At 41.8% G+C, this 16,910-nt stretch carries 20 protein-coding genes; 3 read left to right on the top strand and 17 right to left on the bottom strand.

What is annotated here, in order from left to right:
• Positions 1–2 precede the first annotated feature (2 nt).
• On the bottom strand, positions 3–782 hold the full coding sequence (locus LCD32_RS06940) for a patatin-like phospholipase family protein (RefSeq protein ID WP_025207288.1): 780 nt from the start codon (positions 780–782) through the stop codon (positions 3–5).
• A 156-nt stretch (positions 783–938) separates the two neighbouring features.
• Between LCD32_RS06940 and ylbJ the strand changes: the two genes are divergently transcribed.
• Positions 939–2,147: a sporulation integral membrane protein YlbJ gene (gene ylbJ / locus LCD32_RS06935; RefSeq protein WP_263485676.1), complete on the top strand. Its 1,209-nt coding sequence runs from the start codon at positions 939–941 to the stop codon at positions 2,145–2,147.
• Positions 2,148–2,160: 13 nt separating this feature from the next.
• Here the strand turns inward: ylbJ and coaD are convergent, their stop codons facing one another.
• The 9 genes from coaD to LCD32_RS06890 all read right to left on the bottom strand — a co-directional run bounded on the left by coaD (position 2,161) and on the right by LCD32_RS06890 (position 7,222).
• Positions 2,161–2,643, bottom strand: a complete 483-nt coding sequence (gene coaD / locus LCD32_RS06930) for a pantetheine-phosphate adenylyltransferase (RefSeq protein WP_007499803.1) — start codon at positions 2,641–2,643, stop codon at positions 2,161–2,163.
• A gap of 3 nt (positions 2,644–2,646) precedes the next feature.
• A complete protein-coding gene (rsmD, locus tag LCD32_RS06925; RefSeq protein ID WP_007499805.1) occupies positions 2,647–3,204 on the bottom strand; it encodes a 16S rRNA (guanine(966)-N(2))-methyltransferase RsmD in 558 nt (185 codons plus the stop codon).
• 312 nt (positions 3,205–3,516) lie between these two features.
• Entirely contained in the window at positions 3,517–3,789 is a 273-nt protein-coding gene (locus LCD32_RS06920; RefSeq protein ID WP_008345023.1) for a YlbG family protein, read from the bottom strand.
• Between the two features lie 65 nt (positions 3,790–3,854).
• Entirely contained in the window at positions 3,855–4,304 is a 450-nt protein-coding gene (locus LCD32_RS06915; RefSeq protein ID WP_007499807.1) for a YlbF family regulator, read from the bottom strand.
• 57 nt (positions 4,305–4,361) lie between these two features.
• Positions 4,362–4,769 carry a hypothetical protein gene (locus LCD32_RS06910; protein WP_025207286.1) on the bottom strand — a complete coding sequence of 136 codons (408 nt, stop codon included), beginning with the start codon at positions 4,767–4,769 and terminating at the stop codon, positions 4,362–4,364.
• 73 nt (positions 4,770–4,842) lie between these two features.
• A complete protein-coding gene (locus LCD32_RS06905) occupies positions 4,843–5,091 on the bottom strand; it encodes a YlbE-like family protein (protein WP_017359376.1) in 249 nt (82 codons plus the stop codon).
• 19 nt (positions 5,092–5,110) lie between these two features.
• The gene (locus LCD32_RS06900) at positions 5,111–5,524 is read right to left on the bottom strand and encodes a YlbD family protein (protein WP_046343473.1); all 414 of its coding nucleotides are present in this window, start codon (positions 5,522–5,524) and stop codon (positions 5,111–5,113) included.
• A 109-nt stretch (positions 5,525–5,633) separates the two neighbouring features.
• Positions 5,634–6,677 carry a CAP domain-containing protein gene (locus tag LCD32_RS06895; protein ID WP_008345031.1) on the bottom strand — a complete coding sequence of 348 codons (1,044 nt, stop codon included), beginning with the start codon at positions 6,675–6,677 and terminating at the stop codon, positions 5,634–5,636.
• Positions 6,678–6,799: 122 nt separating this feature from the next.
• A complete protein-coding gene (locus LCD32_RS06890; protein ID WP_035392645.1) occupies positions 6,800–7,222 on the bottom strand; it encodes a CBS domain-containing protein in 423 nt (140 codons plus the stop codon).
• 161 nt (positions 7,223–7,383) lie between these two features.
• On the opposite strand from LCD32_RS06890, the gene LCD32_RS06885 reads away from it, so the two are divergent.
• A complete protein-coding gene (locus LCD32_RS06885; protein WP_008345035.1) occupies positions 7,384–7,749 on the top strand; it encodes a YugN family protein in 366 nt (121 codons plus the stop codon).
• A 31-nt stretch (positions 7,750–7,780) separates the two neighbouring features.
• Here LCD32_RS06885 and ctaG read toward each other — a convergent pair whose 3' ends face one another.
• The 6 genes from ctaG to cyoE form a co-directional block, all read right to left on the bottom strand.
• Positions 7,781–8,659 (bottom strand): cytochrome c oxidase assembly factor CtaG, encoded by an 879-nt coding sequence (gene ctaG, locus LCD32_RS06880; protein WP_017367183.1) that lies wholly within the window; start codon positions 8,657–8,659, stop codon positions 7,781–7,783.
• Between the two features lie 30 nt (positions 8,660–8,689).
• On the bottom strand, positions 8,690–9,019 hold the full coding sequence (ctaF, locus tag LCD32_RS06875; RefSeq protein WP_003211520.1) for a cytochrome c oxidase subunit IVB: 330 nt from the start codon (positions 9,017–9,019) through the stop codon (positions 8,690–8,692).
• A 2-nt stretch (positions 9,020–9,021) separates the two neighbouring features.
• On the bottom strand, positions 9,022–9,642 hold the full coding sequence (gene ctaE / locus LCD32_RS06870) for a cytochrome c oxidase subunit III (protein ID WP_007499822.1): 621 nt from the start codon (positions 9,640–9,642) through the stop codon (positions 9,022–9,024).
• Positions 9,642–11,513, bottom strand: coding sequence for a cytochrome c oxidase subunit I (gene ctaD / locus LCD32_RS06865; RefSeq protein WP_224563310.1), 1,872 nt, complete (start codon positions 11,511–11,513; stop codon positions 9,642–9,644). Before ctaD ends, ctaE begins: the two co-directional genes overlap by 1 nt.
• A 188-nt stretch (positions 11,514–11,701) precedes the next feature.
• Positions 11,702–12,769 (bottom strand): cytochrome c oxidase subunit II, encoded by a 1,068-nt coding sequence (coxB, locus tag LCD32_RS06860; protein WP_008345042.1) that lies wholly within the window; start codon positions 12,767–12,769, stop codon positions 11,702–11,704.
• Between the two features lie 278 nt (positions 12,770–13,047).
• The gene (cyoE, locus tag LCD32_RS06855; RefSeq protein ID WP_024720296.1) at positions 13,048–13,965 is read right to left on the bottom strand and encodes a heme o synthase; all 918 of its coding nucleotides are present in this window, start codon (positions 13,963–13,965) and stop codon (positions 13,048–13,050) included.
• A 389-nt stretch (positions 13,966–14,354) separates the two neighbouring features.
• On the opposite strand from cyoE, the gene LCD32_RS06850 reads away from it, so the two are divergent.
• Positions 14,355–15,278: a COX15/CtaA family protein gene (locus LCD32_RS06850; RefSeq protein ID WP_024720295.1), complete on the top strand. Its 924-nt coding sequence runs from the start codon at positions 14,355–14,357 to the stop codon at positions 15,276–15,278.
• 39 nt (positions 15,279–15,317) lie between these two features.
• Here LCD32_RS06850 and LCD32_RS06845 read toward each other — a convergent pair whose 3' ends face one another.
• Positions 15,318–16,751 (bottom strand): cryptochrome/photolyase family protein, encoded by a 1,434-nt coding sequence (locus tag LCD32_RS06845; RefSeq protein WP_224563297.1) that lies wholly within the window; start codon positions 16,749–16,751, stop codon positions 15,318–15,320.
• Positions 16,752–16,910 lie beyond the last annotated feature (159 nt).

Raw genomic sequence — 16,910 nt, 5'->3', positions numbered from 1 at the left:
GATTAACACTCCCATTTATCAATGACATCTTTCAGTTTTCCTTTTAGTTGGTCGGCGGCGAGTTCACCTGCTTCAATCATTTCTTGAACCTGTGTAAACGCACTAGAGCTAAAGGTCTCGAGCTTCGGCCGAATCATGAGATCTGCATGAATGGTTTGGTGACGAACCAATTCATTTTGAAGGATGTCCAAACTTTGCATAATGACATCCGATAATCTCGTTGCCTTTTCTGTTTTTTTCACCCTTGATACATCAGAGGCGATAATGAGATCTGCCCCCATTTCTTTGAGAACAGAGACAGGAATGCGGTCCACTACCGCTCCATCCACCAATTGCCTGCCGCCTATTTCATGCGGAACAAACACACCCGGAATGCTAATGCTTGCCCTGACTGCTTGTGAGACAGACCCTTCTTTGAACACAACCTTCTCCCCTGTCTGAAGGTCACAGGCGACAATCGCAAGAGGCATGCGCATTTCTTCAATATTCTTCCCATATGTAAACGTGTGAATCAGCTGCAAAATTCGATTTCCTTTTAACAGACCGATTTTTGGCAGTGTATAGTCAGCATAATACTTTCTTCTGAAGACAAGTGCAAGTTTTTTCATTTTTTCTACGTCTTGTCCTGCTGCATAAAAGCTCCCCACAAGAGCACCAATACTGCTTCCTGCGATCATATCCACCTGAATTCCTTGTTTCTCAAGACTAGATAAAACCCCGATATGCGCCATCCCTCTGGCACCCCCGGAGCCCAGCGCAAGCCCGATAATCGGTCGTTTCATGAATCCACCCTCCTCTTTCTATGCATATATACGAATCTATAGGTCTAAACATGCCCCTTCTCATCGTATAGTAATAGAAGACAGGCTCGGCTAGCATCTCTTTTTCTTTAATCACGAGCTCGCCAATAGATTATAACGGCAAGGGGCGACATCTCCATGAAAAAATGGAACACTCTGTTCATCGCTGCTTTTTTTATCTTTTTAACAGCCACTGTGATTACACATCCACAAGCCTCTTTGCAAGCATCGAAAAATGGACTTGCAATGTGGTGGGAAGTGGTTTTTCCATCGCTGCTACCTTTTTTTATTTTGTCCGAGCTATTAATCAGTTTCGGAATTGTCAGATTTGTCGGCGTATTATTAGAGCCATTTATGCGGCCTATCTTTCGGGTGCCTGGTGTCGGCGGATTTGTGCTGGCGATGGGAATGGCCTCTGGTTTTCCTTCTGGCGCTAAATTGACGACAAGACTTCGGCAGGAAGGACAGCTGACAAGAATTGAAGCAGAACGCCTTGTGTCATTTACCAATTCTTCAAACCCTTTGTTCATTTTTGGAGCAGTGGCTGTAGGATTTTTTCATCACCCAGCTTTAGGCATTGTGTTAGCCTGTGCACATTATTTAGGAAATCTCGCGGTTGGGGTGACGATGCGCGGATATAAAGCACGTCATGATGCGCACCTCAGAAGCCGAAAAGGATTTTTATTGCCTCCAATTCGAGAAGCATTCAGCGCTCTTCATATGGCAAGACTCGCAGAAAAAAGACCACTTGGCCAAATATTAAGTGACGCTGTCATGTCATCTGTTCAAACGCTCTTTATGATTGGCGGCTTTATCATTTTATTTTCTGTCTTTAGTCAAATGCTCGCTGTCGTTCATGTAACAGATCTTCTCTCTATCGGGATCGGCTCTATACTGAAAACGCTGCACCTTCCGCCGGAATTAGATCTAGCCATGATTGCGGGTCTATTTGAAATCACATTAGGAAGTCAGCTCACAGGGTCACAAGAGGTTTCCCTGCTCGCTAAAACAATTGTGGTCAGCTTTATTTTAGGATTTAGCGGATTCTCCGTTCAAGCTCAGGTAGCTGGGATTTTGGCAGCCACCGATATACGCTTTAAACCGTTTTTCTTCGCCCGTTTGCTTCACGGTATTTACGCAGCCGTCTTTGCCTTTTTGTTATTCAAACCCCTTTATGTCTCTAAAGCAGACATGGCGCTTCCAGCAGGGGCATTTGAAACAAGCGAGCAAGTCGTGATGTTTAGCAGCGTGTTATGGAATCAGCTTGTATCTGCTGGTCCTCTCATCACCTTGTTCAGTCTGATCGTGTATATTGCACTCTATTATCAGAAATTAAAAAATGGATGAGTGCACAATGCACTCATCCATTAAATTTCTCTTTCAGCGCAGCTTCGACCTCTTGCGGTACAAGCTCTTTGACTGATCCATGATATTTCGCTACTTCTTTAACAATGCTTGAACTTAAGAAGGAGTATTGATTATTCGTCATCATAAAGAACGTTTCAATGTCATCATTCAACACTTTGTTCATTGATGTCCCTTGCATCTCGTATTCAAAGTCCGTCACCGCTCTAAGTCCGCGTAAAATGACTTTCGCCTCTTTTTGTTTCGCATAATCAACGAGCAGTCCATGAAAGGATTCCACTTTGATATTTGGTAGCTCCTTTGTTGCTTGACGAATGAGTTCACATCGCTCTTCAACAGTAAAAAGCGGCTTTTTTGACGAGTTATTAAGGACGCACACATATACTTCATCAAAAATCTTCGCCCCTCTTTTGATAATATCCAAATGGCCCAATGTGACTGGATCGAAGCTACCCGGACAAACGGCTATATTCCCCATGCTTTAATTTCCCCGCTTTCTATAGATCGTAATGCCAGTCATTCCGTACATTTCCTGCCTTGAGATATGCAGCTGTCCTGCTTCCTCTGGCAGTGTCACATCTTTATCATGCTCACACACAATGACGCCATCATCTGCTAATAAGGAATGCTCATCAATCGTATCAAGAAGTGCTTTCAACTTTTGATCTTTATACGGCGGATCAAGGAAGATGGCTTGAAAAGATTCTTCTCGCTTCACTACAGCGGCGAGTGCACGGTTTGCATCATTTCGAAACACTTCACTTTGATCCATCAGCGACAATTGATTCAAGTTGCCTTTAATCGTCTGAATCGCCTTCATATCTCGATCCACAAATATACAATGATCGAATCCTCTAGAAAGCGCTTCAATTCCTAAACCACCACTTCCAGCAAATAAATCAAGGGCCCATCCCCCATCAAAATACGGTCCAATCATATTAAAAATGGATTCTTTTACTTTATCTGTTGTTGGTCTTGTTGATTGGCCGGGTACGGCTTTCAGCGTGCGGCCTTTTTTTGTTCCAGAAATCACTCTCATTTTTCCACCACTTTTTCTGCTTGCATCTATTGAATATTGTTTGATGACAAAAAATTCAACATTATCTTACCATATCCACTCCACATGGGACAATGCACTGAATTCCATTCATTTTCTATGTATAGATCACAAAAGAGAGGGTCATACTACTGTTAACAGCATCTGATGTGGTGCTGTTGCCAACCGCGGAGAAGACTTACGTTTCCCCATAAGTTCTTCCTCCGGTTTCTCCTCTCCCTTTGCCTTCTCCTTAATGAATCATTAAGAATAGAAGGACCCCGCGGGTGATGCCGCGGGGGTTTTTTTGTGTCTTTAAAAGCCCACCTTATAATCATACTCTTTTGCTTTGTCCAATTTCGATTCGTACTCTAATTTAATAAAAGGTTTATAGGAAGGCTCAACACGTTTCACAAATGGCAATGAACTGAGCTTTGCCATGTGGCGCTCAAGATCATTCATATCACAATAAATCACTGCATATTTCATTTTCCTTGAAATATAGTGAACATTCCCAAATTTCCTTAGCGCTTTTGACTGCTTTAACGAATGCAGCCAAACGACCATCCCTTGACGTTTGGTATCCATCTTTTCACCTGCCGCTTTTCAATTCTTTCCGTTCATTATGTAAAAGACGAGACGTTCAAGTCTCGTCAAGATACTTTACAGCCACAGCTGCCTCCTGATCCACAGCCACCGCCGCATGATGATAGACCATCAAAATATGGGTTCCCTGTTGGAACTTTAATATATGCTGATACAGCTTGACCGATTTCAATACTAATCTCATCTAAGATGGATTGAATTGCTGTTTCTGCTTTTTTGAAATCAACCACTGTATCGTGAAGATCTAGCTTTCTTTTGACCTCACGCATTTCTTTTGAGATCGTTCTATAGTCCGGATGGTATTTGCCGAACCGCTGCACATCTTCATATTGCTCTTTTACTTTTGTAAAATGGGCAATAATTTGTTGGGCTTCTTCGTCTTGCTGGAGACGCTTAAAGCAGTTGCGGTAATGTTCAGCCTCCTCCGACTGAAGAATCATGGCAGCCAATTGATTTGCTTCCTCTTGGAGCTCCACAGATTCGATTGTCGCATACATAAATGTTGCACCTCCAATTCATAGTTTACCACGAAACCTATGGATCAGAAAATGCTTTTACGTGACAAATACATCCCACGTCTCTCTTTTCTGCTTATATTCAGGGTGACGAGAATTTAGCACAACGGTCATTTTATGCTTTCCTTTTGAAAGGTGCTTGACCACAAACGCCGCAGTATATTCGTTTCCTGCCCGTTTCCCATCTACATACACAGTAAAATACCCTGTCTTCTTATCCTTTTTCAGGGGTGAAGGTTCAAGGTGAAAATCTTGAAGTGTACTTTCTATATACACAACAGATCCCTGCACTTTGTATTTTAAAAAGCCTTGCTGCTTCATTTCACTTTGCGTTTGCTGCATGACTGGTACTGCTGGTTCTTGCCTAGTTACTTGCTCTTGATCATGTTGACTTTGACATCCGGTGAGAAGAAAAAGCAATGCGCATATTGACAGCATCCATTTCATGTTCTGATTCTCCTTTCGTCTACTTTCATAGGATGCTCATGAAATAGACATCTTAATCAACTCAAAAAAAGCCTCACCCGGCTCCATTTTGATTGCGCATTGCTTGGAACATCTGGATCATCATTTCAGCCATTTGGACACTATTGCTCAACTGGCTCACACGATGAGGAATGGTTTTTTCGTAAAAGTTCATTTTATCTAATTCAAACGAAGTGACATTTTCAGGATGCCGCGTTAACTGTCTATACCAGAGTGGGCGCTGCCTGATGAATTTGATTCGATCCTCTTCGGCCATGACAAACTCTTGTACTTCTCTCCGCACCAAAAGCATCCCCTTTCAATTAATCTTTCCTGAAGGAGAATGGGTGCTGGCTGCCTCCAGATGAACCCTTCTTTGAGCCATTTGATGAAAATTGACCGAGTAAGCTTTGTAAAGAGGAAATAGACTGGCTCATTTTATTAATTTGTTCATTCATTTGATCAGCGTCCATTTTTTTCACAGCAGAAACCATTTTAGACATAAAATCTGCTTTTCCCGGTTCACTTTGCTTAGTGGCTTTTTCTTCTTTTGCTTCTTCCGTTTGTGTTTGCCGGTAAGGAGACCACATATCATCTTCCTCACCAAACATGACCCAATTCTCGTATAAACTTTGCCAGCTTTTTTCTTGCGTCTGCACTTCTTGAATTAATTTCGGATGGCGTCTGACGAACTGTTTAAATTCATCAATGGATGTTTGCTTTTGCTTATTTGTCATATCCTCACCCCCCATACAAATGCCTACTATACTATATACATCTGGGTCTATTTTGGTGAGCCCTTTTCATAAAAAAACAGCCGCTATCTGTGCGCAGCTGTTTAGAGGATTAAGACGTTTTCTTAATGAAGTTTTGTGTATAGTACTTTTCTTTCACACCAACGCCAAGGTGCGTGTAATCTTGATTTAACAATGCCTTCCGGTGACCTTCGCTATTCAGCCAGCCTTCTACAGCTGCAGGGCCATCAACATAATTATATGCAATGTTTTCCCCCGCAAGCTGAAATGCGACCTCGCCTCTTTCTAACCGGTCTTTCAGCGTGCCGTATTTTTTAGATTCATGGGAGAAATAATGATGATCTTTCATGTCCTCACTATGCATGAATGCCACTTCAGAGGTTTCATCGTCCCACTTTAAGGTCGGCAGTTTGTACTTATGGCGGATAATATTGGTCATATCAAAAATTTGTTTTTGACTCGACGCTTCAATATCCTTCCATTTTTCACCTGATATCGCCTCAGGTTCAATTAATTGGCCTCGATAGACGACTTCATACGGCTTTTGTTTGACAAATGTATCTGCGTTAAAGGCTCTAATGCTCGAAAGAGTGCTTTCAAACTTATCCATGTAGAGCTGGACATACACATCATCTCCCACTTTCACCGTCGGCCTGGTATTCATATCATCTTCTGAGAATTCAAAGCGATATGAATTTCCCTCGTCCTCTACATGAATGTAAGGAGCGATTTGTGTTTTTTTAAACACTTCACTTGTGGCTTGACCGATTTTAAACGGCTCAACATTCAGCCCATCCCCTGTCGCAAACAAGGTCACCACTTTACTGTCCTTTACCCCTACTTGAATATAGTGTTTCTTCGATTGATTGTATATCCACCAGTCATAATCATATGCGGAAGGATCAATGCGATCTGGTTCCCCTAGCTGTTTAAGCACTTCGTTTGAAGACTTCCCCATAAAGGACATGAGCCCTTTTTTCGGAATGTTGATCGGCTTATCGCTAGATGTTTCTTCATTAGACACCTTCGGCTCATTGCTGTTTTCTTTTTCTGGTGAAGATCCATATTGAATAAACAGAACGTACGTTCCAGATATAATCAGGAGGATGAAGAGTGTTTTCAGCACAGTTTTCAAATAAACACCTCCGTTAAATTGGCAAGGTACAAAAAGTACCTTCTACTGTCATTTAAACAAAACTTGCTCCATTTATCAACGACAATACAGCCTATTTAACACGAATTTAAAATATGCCCCTCCTAATGAAGAAATCCTTGGCCATGATCCTGGTCTTGTTGAGAGATCTCCGTCAGAGCATCACCTGCACGATCGTTTGATAAATCTTCAACTGATAAATCCCCAAGGGCTACGATTCCTGTGAGTGCCCCATTTTTGACAACCGGGATACGGCGGAGCTGATGTTCTGACATCAACCGGACAATTTCTTCTAGGGTTGCATCTTCTTCAGCTGTCAAAACTTCCTTCGTCATGAGGACACCAACCTCTTGTGAGTTCGGCTTTTTCTCAGCAATACCTCTAAGTACAAGGTCGCGGTCTGTGACAATACCAACAAGCTGATCTCCGTCGACTACTGGAATGGCACCAATGTCAGCATCTTTCATTTTGACTGCCGCTTCATACGCATTGTCGTCCTTTCGCAACGTCACTACTTTTTTCGTCATGATATCTTTGATTTTTTTCGTTTTCACGTTGATTCCTCCATCCGTTATTTTCTTTATTACTGTAACCAGCTTATAAAAGAACATACCTTTCACAGTTGAAAGTTTAACGCTTTCATACTATGATTGTCAGTAAAGGGAATTTTTATAAGGAGGGGTTTTGGGTGAAGTTTGAAGGTACGGGGATTGAAAAGGTATCAGCTGACTTAAATAAATTAGATTTCATTATGGAAAGTGAAGGATTTGTACGAGCCGATCAATGGGATTATGAGCGTGTGACGTACGACAGGAAGTATAACATGGTAGAGGGGACGTTTTACTTACGGATCTCTGGCTACGCCACTGAAGGAGATGTTGGCTCCAAAAAAGCCCACATCCAGCTGCTGACACCTTTACTTGGAAAACACTATTATCCACATGGTGTTGAATATGGAGAAGGCGAAGACTTCCCTAAATCTCTTATTCAATCAAGCAAAAAAACGCTGAACCAATTAAAAGAAAAACTAGAAGCGATAACTGCTGAAGCATAAAAAGCACAGCCCCTGCGGCTGTGCTTTTCATTTATTCATATTTCGGAATGAGCGCATCTGGTACGGCATCTTTCGCTCTTTCTTTTCTCGCCCAGTCAAAGAAGACAACAGCAAGAATCGATCCGTATACAATCTCTTGAATGATTTTCATCAAAATAGCACCTAGCTGCTGATCTTCTAGCAGCGGCAATGTATGAAACATGTCAGGTCCCGTAAGCGCAAGACCAGCAAGCATATCACTCGGTACGCATAGGTGCAGTGCTTGTATCCATGCGCCGGCATCTGAATAAGTGGCATAGATAGGCGCTTCACTAAACATAATGAGTGCGCAGGCAGGTGTCATTAAAATCCCATCTGCCATAATATATCCAAGCTTTAAAATGCCTGTAATCTGCGGCTGACTTTGCACTTTATGGACAAGCGGCCACCACATGAAAAAGGCAGCGATAAAAATGACAACCGTCATCAATGCGTGATAAAACGGATCTGTTTTAACAAAATCGAACACAAGCGGAATATGATACAGCGAAAACAACCCGTTAAATCCGAGCAAGGCAATCAACGGCTTAGAAAACAAGCGGAAAATCGGCTGAATGCCCCGTGTTTGAATGATCCGCTCCCAAATCGCCGCAGGTAAACCTGTAATAAGAAGCGGCGGGATGACCAAATAGAGCACTGCCATTTGCGCCATATGCGCACTGAACATAATATGCCCCATTAAATCAATCGGGCTCCCCTTCACTGCATAAAGCAACACAAGCCCCGTGAGAAACAGCGTTTTCTCTTTCACCGTCGCACGGTGCTTTCCCTTCGTCACGAGAAGCAGATAAAAAGCGGCTGCTGCTACAATACATGTCAAATAGTAAGGACTCCATAATGCACGAAATCCAAATATCTCTAAGTTTTCCATTGCTGCGCCTCCTTCAAGGGCAAAGCGAGCTTACCACCAAATAATGGTCAAAAAGGCTAAAACGGTAATAAACGCGACAAACACACCTGAGTAAAGAAACAACGCGGGTGTTTCATGCCCTTTTTGGTTCATGTGCATAAAATAATAAAGCTGAAAAGCTACCTGAATCACTGCAAGCAGTAAAATAAAAGGGACAGCGAACCAATTTCCGACATCTTCAGAGGCGATTGTTAAAAAGGCAACAAACGTTAAACCAATCATCAAGCCGAAAGAAATGAGCTGATGCTTCATTTCTTCGGCATTTTTCTTTTTCCGATAGACAAGATCGACTTTGGACTGATTTGTGTTTTTATTTCCCATTCTTATCCCACCATTCCCATTAAATATACAACGGTAAAGATGAAGACCCACACAACATCAATGAAGTGCCAATAAAGGCTCGCCACATAATATTTTGGTGCATTGTATAAATCGAGTCCGCGTCTCATATTCCGAATCATCAGAGCGGTGATCCAGCAAAGTCCAAATGCGACGTGAGCCCCGTGTGTTCCAACAAGCGTATAGAAGGAAGAGCCAAGTGCAGAGCTCGTAATGGTAAATTCATACGCATGCACATAATGATAAAACTCATAAATTTCTACCCCTAAAAATCCAGCACCTAAAAGAACGGTTACACCTAACCAAAGCTGCATTTTTTTAAAGGCAAAGTTTTTCATATGATACATAGCATACACACTCGTTAAACTGCTCGTTAACAGAAGCATTGTGGCAATAAAGACAAGTGTGAGGTCAAACATTTCAGTTGTTGTTGCGCCGCCTGCATTTGAATTTTTCAGCGCCAAATAAGTGGCAAACAAAGATGCAAACAGGACCGTTTCTCCCCCAAGAAACAACCAGAACCCGACGAACTTATTCTTTCCTTCTAACGTGGCTTTCTCAGGAGAAGCCGGAAAGGTTTCCGCTGTCATTTTTTGTGGTTCCATTATGCTTTCACCCCTTTGTCATCGTCATCCGTCAAATCTTCTTTGTGAATATGGTATCCATGATCATCTTTAAGAGAGCGAACGAGCATGGTCGCAAACGTGATCCCAAGACCAATGAAGATCACCGGTAGACCCCAGCTGTGTTCTTGACGATACATAAAACCAAACGCTGACACAAATAGACCGAATGAGATAATGATAGGCAAGATGGAATTATTCGGCATGTGAATATCATCGAGCGGTTCAGATGCTGTCATTCCTTTTTTACCATCCATTTTCTCAATCCATAATGGATCAAGTCCCCGTACAAGAGGCAGCTGCTTAAAGTTATATTCTGGCGGAGGTGAAGATACTGCCCATTCAAGCGTTCTTCCATCTCCCCAAGGATCGCCCGATACACGCTCTCCTTTTGCTGTCGTCCAGATAATATTAATCAGCATGATCACAACTGCTACAAACATGAACAGTGCCCCAATCGTACTGACCAAGTTCCCAAGGTCTAGACCCTGACCTGGCAAGAATGTAAAGACTCGGCGCGGCATGCCCCAAAGACCGAGAAAATGCTGGATAAAGAACGTTAAATGGAAACCGACGAAAAACAGCACAAAGCCAATTTTCCCAAGCTTCTCATTCAGTATTTTCCCAAACATCTTCGGCCACCAATAATGCACACCAGCTAAAATACCGAAGACCACACCACCGATAATGACATAGTGGAAATGCGCCACAACAAAGTACGTGTCATGGAACTGATAATCCGCTGCTGCTGCTGCAAGCATGACGCCGGTTACACCGCCAAGTAAGAATGACGGTATGAACGAAACTGAATATAGCATCGGCGTTGTAAACTTCACATTACCGCCCCATATGGTGAGCAACCAGTTAAACACTTTAATTCCAGTTGGCACCGCAATCGCCATTGTGGCTACGGCAAAGATCGCATTGGCAATTGGACCAAGTCCTGTTGTGAACATGTGATGCGCCCACACCATGAATCCAAGGAAACCAATTAATACAGTCGCAAACACCATGGACGAATAACCAAACAATCTTTTTCTTGCAAACACCGGAATGATCTCAGAGAAAATCCCAAATGCCGGCAAAATCAAGATATACACTTCTGGGTGTCCAAAAATCCAGAACAAATGCTCCCAGATGATTGTATTTCCGCCGAGCTCTGGATTAAAAAAGCTCGTATCAAACATTCGATCAAGCATCAGCATCGCAAGTCCTGCTGTCAGCGGCGGGAATGCGAATAAAATTAGTGCAGATGCCACAAACGTCGTCCAGGTAAAGAGCGGCATTCTCATATACGTCATACCTGGCGCTCTCATATTAATAATCGTTGCAAGAAAGTTGATTCCGGCAATTAGCGTACCAATACCCGCTATCTGCAACCCTAAAATATAGAAATCCATGCCGTGCCCTTCTGAATTCAGCGTGAGCGACGCATAGGCAGTCCAGCCTGCATCAGGTGCTCCGCCCATAAACCATCCAAGGTTTAAGAAAATTCCTCCGAAAAAGAACAACCAAAAACCAAGTGAATTCACAAATGGAAACGCTACGTCACGTGCACCAATTTGAATGGGTACAACCGCGTTCATTAATGCAAATAAAAGCGGCATTGCTGCAAGGAAAATCATCGTTGTTCCATGCATCGTCATGACTTCATTGTAAAACCCTGCACTCACAAAATCATTTTCAGGGATGGCTAGCTGAATACGGATAATCATCGCTTCCAGGCCACCAATTAAAAAGAAAAATCCCCCTGCCACTAAATATAGTATGGCAATTTTTTTGTGGTCAACCGTCGTTAAGTAATCCCATAAGACAGCGCCAAACCCCCGCTTTTTAGCTATTGTACTCACCATGAAATCCCCCTCTTATCTCCCATTTGCCCCTTTTCATATCAATGTCTATCTTCACGTTCTAAAAACAGACTATATCTGACAGATGACTTATTCTTGGATGTAGAGACTTATTCGGGAGCTCTTAACAAAAACTTCACATAGATCGTATACCCTTTTGAATGTGCACCACTTCAAGCTGCTCAAGGCATTTACTGTATTTTAAGACCTTTTAAATACTCGTAGAGTGCATCTGCTTCTGAATCATTTAGTTTAGGGTACGTCCCTGTCATCTTATTACCTGGTTTAAAGCTCTCTGGATCTTTCAGCCATGCTTTGACATTTTCTTTGTTCATGTCTTTAATTCCAGCTACTTTTGTCCGCTCTCCGAAGGTTGCAAGGTTTGGTGCAGTCCTTGCCGCCTCTGGCCGTTCATCTCCAGGCTCTACCGCGTGACAGCTTAAACAGTTTTTCTCTTTAAAGAGTTTTTCACCCTCAAGGGCTAGATCTGACGTAGATGCAGGCTTCTTATAATCTGCCATCTTTTTCGTCCAGCCTAAAAACTCATCTTGAGAAAGCGTTTTAACTTTAAAGTCCATTAAAGCATGTGATGGACCACAAAGCTCCGCACATTTCCCATAGAAATATTCTCCAGCATCTTTCGTTCGTTTTGAGTCAAATGTTAAATAAAACTTGTTCTCGTTGTCTGTATTTGTATCAATTTTACCCCCAGCCGATGGAACCCAGAAAGAGTGTTTCACATCGGATGCTTTCAGCTTAAAATAAACCTTTTGGTCAGTTGGAACAATCAATTCCTGACTTGTCACAATCCCATAATCAGGGTATTCAAATTCCCACCAATATAAGCTGGCTCTTACATTCACAACAAGTGTTTTTTCAGGATCTCGTTTTTTCTTATCCATGGCGCTTGTATCCCCTAGCTCAAGCGTGTATGCCACAACAGGTACAACGAGAATAATGAGTAGAAGTATCGGAATCGCTGTCCACGTAATTTCGAGGTTACGGTTCCCTTCTACCTGTTTAGGAATCGTATCTTCTCCCACTTTAGAACGTTTGAATTTAATGATGACGTAAAAGAAAATGATCGATACAACAATAACGACAAGAACCATAATAAGTGTACTCAGTACCGTTAGGAAAAACTGTTTATCTGCTACTTCCCCAACTGGCTTGAGTGTTGATAAGTATGGTTCACCGCAGCCCGCCAAAACGAGCGTCAGTAAGAGAAACAGTGAATAAACACGCCATTTTCTTATCATAATTTGTCCCAACCCCTTTTGCTTGATCTCCTTTGCCTTTCGGTTTTACCTCTTATTTATAAAATCACCTTTCACCCATCCATAACCCCCGCCTCTTATAAAAGCACTTACATTTCCTCTTTTCATAAAAAAATGATGTTTTTACTCAAAATACCATCTATGTATAAACAGAAAGCCGCCTAAATAGAACTGAATATCAGGCGGCTGTCATAGTTGTAAGAAAATGTTGTGTTATAAGATATAGCCATTGTTTTGATGTGATCAAAGTGTATTTCACTCTAGAATAGTGTAATAATAATCATCGCAACGAAAAAGATCGTTAAGTAGTTTAATGAATAAACGAACATGAGTGTAGACCACTTCATGATATCTTTCATTTTAAAGCCCATAAGACCAATGACGAGCCATCCAATGTTCAGCAATGTGCCAAGTGCGACAATCGGCCATCCTAATCCACCTAAGAAAAATGGAAGCGGAAGAAGACATGCTGTCCAAATGATGATTTGGCGTTTTGTGACTTCAAAGCCGTAAACAACTGGCAGCATTGGAATACCTGCTTTGCGGTAATCTTCCGTTTTCTTAATCGCAAGTGATAAGAAATGTGGAATTTGCCAGATGAACATAATCATAAACAGGACCCAAGCCGTTGTGTCGATGGTGCCTGTAACAGCTGTCCAGCCGATTAATGGCGGAACCGCACCAGATACACTCCCAATGACTGTATTAATGGTGTAATGGCGTTTAGACCACATCGTGTATAGAACTGCATAAGTAAAGACACCGATAAATCCAATCACTGCTGATGTAACAGTTGTCATCAGAAGCATAATCAGTCCAAGTACAACAAGCAGAATACCAAATGCATACGCTTGACCTGGCTGAACTTTACCTGTCACCGTCGGTCTTGTTTTTGTTCTTTCCATTAGTATATCAATATCACGGTCAAACGCATTATTAATGGCGCATGAACCGGCAATAATAAGAGAAGAACCAATCATTGTTAACAGCACAATATCAAGATTCCCAAGGAAACTCATACCTGTAAAATAAAAAGCAAGCCACATTCCAGTAAAAGTTGTAATGAAATTGGAATTGACGATGCCCATTTTAATAAGAGCAAGAAAATCTTTTAAAGCGGTTGTTTCTTCTATTTGTCCATGAATAGCTGCTTCCGCGGCTGTTTTGGAATTTGCCAATGTGTATAACCTCCCTTGCCCAAACCTTCAAACGAACGAATAAAACGTAAAATCGTTACAACTCTATCATACAAGATAAAGAGCTGTAAAAAAACATCCTATTAAATAATAAACGACAAACTTGAAGTTATTTGTGAACTTTTCGTGAATTTATTAGGATGTGCGTTTCAGAAGGCGGTGCAAAATGAAATATTCTCTCCTCTATTTCTATCAGACTGTCAAAGAAAGATCAAGCACTCTAAATCTGTAAACTTTGTGAACTAACATATCATTTTTTTGTGAACTTTGGTCATTATGAATTGCAACAGAACACGCATTTGGCTTAAACTTGAGAGCATGTGAGGTTTTCATTTAGATCAGAAGTTATTTAGAGAAGGTGAAATCATTTGATGAAATTTGCTTTAAGGTTATTGAGCGTTGTCACAACATTTGTGATGCTGATCGTTCTGATTGGCGGTGCGCTTGTGACGAAAACTGGCTCCGGTCTTGGCTGCGGCAGACAGTGGCCCCTTTGCCACGGTCGTTTCTTTCCAGAAATGAACCCTGCTTCCATTATCGAATGGAGCCACCGCATGTCAACAGGAGTTTCCACCATTCTTGTACTGGCACTGGCGGTCTTATGCTGGAAAAAAATCAGTCCAGTATTCCGTGAAACCAAATTCTTGGTCATCATGTCCATTATATTCTTACTGCTTCAAGCGCTGTTAGGGGCACTCGCAGTCGTGTTTGGTTCTAACGCACTTGTCATGGCACTGCACTTCGGTATTTCACTGATTTCTTTTGCTTCCGTTTTACTGCTGGCACTGCTTGTGTTTGAAGCCACCAGATCTGAAACAAAGCTTGTGAAGCCGCTTCATATCGGCAAAAGAATGCAGTTCCATATTTATGGGTTGATCACATATACGTATATTGTGGTGTATACGGGCGCCTATGTGAGACATACAAAATCAAGTCTTGCATGCTCTGTCTTCCCATTTTGTTCAAAAGACGGCGCACTTCCAGCGTATTTTAATCAATGGGTTCAAATGTCTCACCGAGCAGCAGCCCTTCTTTTATTCGTTTGGATATTTGTTGCGATGTTCCATGCCCTTAAACATTATAAAGAACAAAAGCAGCTGTATTATGGATGGATCATTTCAGCCATTCTGATTACACTTCAAGCGATCTCAGGTGTGATGTCTGTTTATTCTCAGCTCGCACTCGGTTATGCGCTTGCTCATTCATTCTTTATTTCTTGTTTGTTTGGGGTACTATGCTACTTCTGCTTACTCATTGCCCGGTTTAAATATGAAAATAGAGAGCCTTTCAGATAAACATACAATCCCCCTTTCATCCGAAAAGGGGGATTTCTTTTATGTTTGTTTCGCTTCTTCAAATAGCGAAATGGCTTTTTTCCGTCTTTCTTGATGATCGACTGTAGGCAGAGGATATGTATCCCCTAGCACACATCCCGATTTCATTTGCTCATCTATCGGCATTTTACTCGGTTCATGAATCCATTTTTCATTCACATGCTTTAGTTCTGGTACATACCTTCTAATATATTCTCCGCTTGGATCAAATCGTTTCGACTGGGTCGTTGGGTTAAAAATACGGAAGTAAGGAACCGCATCTGTTCCGACAGAGGCTGCCCACTGAAATCCTCCAATATTCGAAGCCTCATCATAGTCGACAAGTTTTCTCGCAAAATACGCTTCGCCCTTTCTCCAATCGATGAAATAATCTTTTGTCAGGAATGAAGCCGTCACCATTCTCAAACGGTTATGCATCCAGCCTTCTTCATTTAACTGTCTCATCCCTGCGTCAACGAGTGGGAAGCCTGTTTGTCCTTTACACCAAGCTTCAAAAAGTGTCTCATCATCATTCCATTTTATATGTTGAAAGGAGGAGTTGATTTCTTTTTCTTTCATCTCTGGATAATGCGCAAAGATCATATGATAAAAATCACGCCATGCCAGCTCTTTGATAAATGTTTCCTTGCCCTTATCTTCAAAAAGTTCTTCCTCATTGACAGCATGAAAGATCGTGCGAATAGAAATGGTCCCGGTTTTTAAGAACCGAGACAGCTTGCTCGTCCCAAAAACAGACGGAATATCTCGTTTCTCGTGATAACGCGTCAATCTTTCTTGAATAAAGCCGTCTAGCGTGCTTCTCGCTTTGTCTGACCCAATCTGATCGAATTTCCTTGTACATTTCTTGATGATGTCCCTTAGTTTCTCATCTCCCTTTTCAGAAAGTGACTCATCACAAATCGTATGCTTGCTGCTCAGAAATGATTTGTCAACTTTTATCACAGACTGCTTCTCCTGCTTCCGCCACGCTTGATAGTATGGAGTAAACACTTGATAATGAGACCCATCCGCTTTTAAAATATCTCTCGCCCCATGCAGATGCGTATCTTGCCACTTTGACACATGAATACCCTTTTCTTCTAAGAAACGGGTCACTTGCTCATCACGTGTTCGACCATTTCCTACTTCGTCCTCATTAAAAAAGACCGCATTGATGTCATAAGCATTCATGAGCTTTTGAAAAGCGGACAAAATATCATCATGAATGAGATGAACATACATGTGAGATTCTCTCGCTTCCTTGACGAAATTGGCCAAGTTTTGAAAGAAATGTTCGTTGTTCAAATCCAGTTCCATTTCTGTAAAAAATGGATCTAGATGATAAAAAGCAAATAATCGGTACTGATGTTTTTTTGCATATGTGATCGCTTTTGATAAGGCGATATGATCATCCAATCGCATATCTCGGCGAAACCAAATCACGACAATTTCCACTCTTTCTTCACCTCATTCTATAGTGTAATCACTCTAGCGGACTGCTGCACATTTTAATGCGCTCAAAAAAAGACACATCGCAGTGGATGTGTCTTGGATTGTTGACAAAGGGCTAAAATGCTCTTTATTTTAGCCCTTTGTCTTCTTTTCAGCGTGATA

The organism is Bacillus sp. RSS_NA_20, assembly GCF_020165915.1.
Taxonomy (GTDB): Bacteria; Bacillota; Bacilli; order Bacillales; family Bacillaceae; genus Bacillus; species Bacillus altitudinis.
This window is presented reverse-complemented; position numbering and strand designations above follow the sequence as displayed.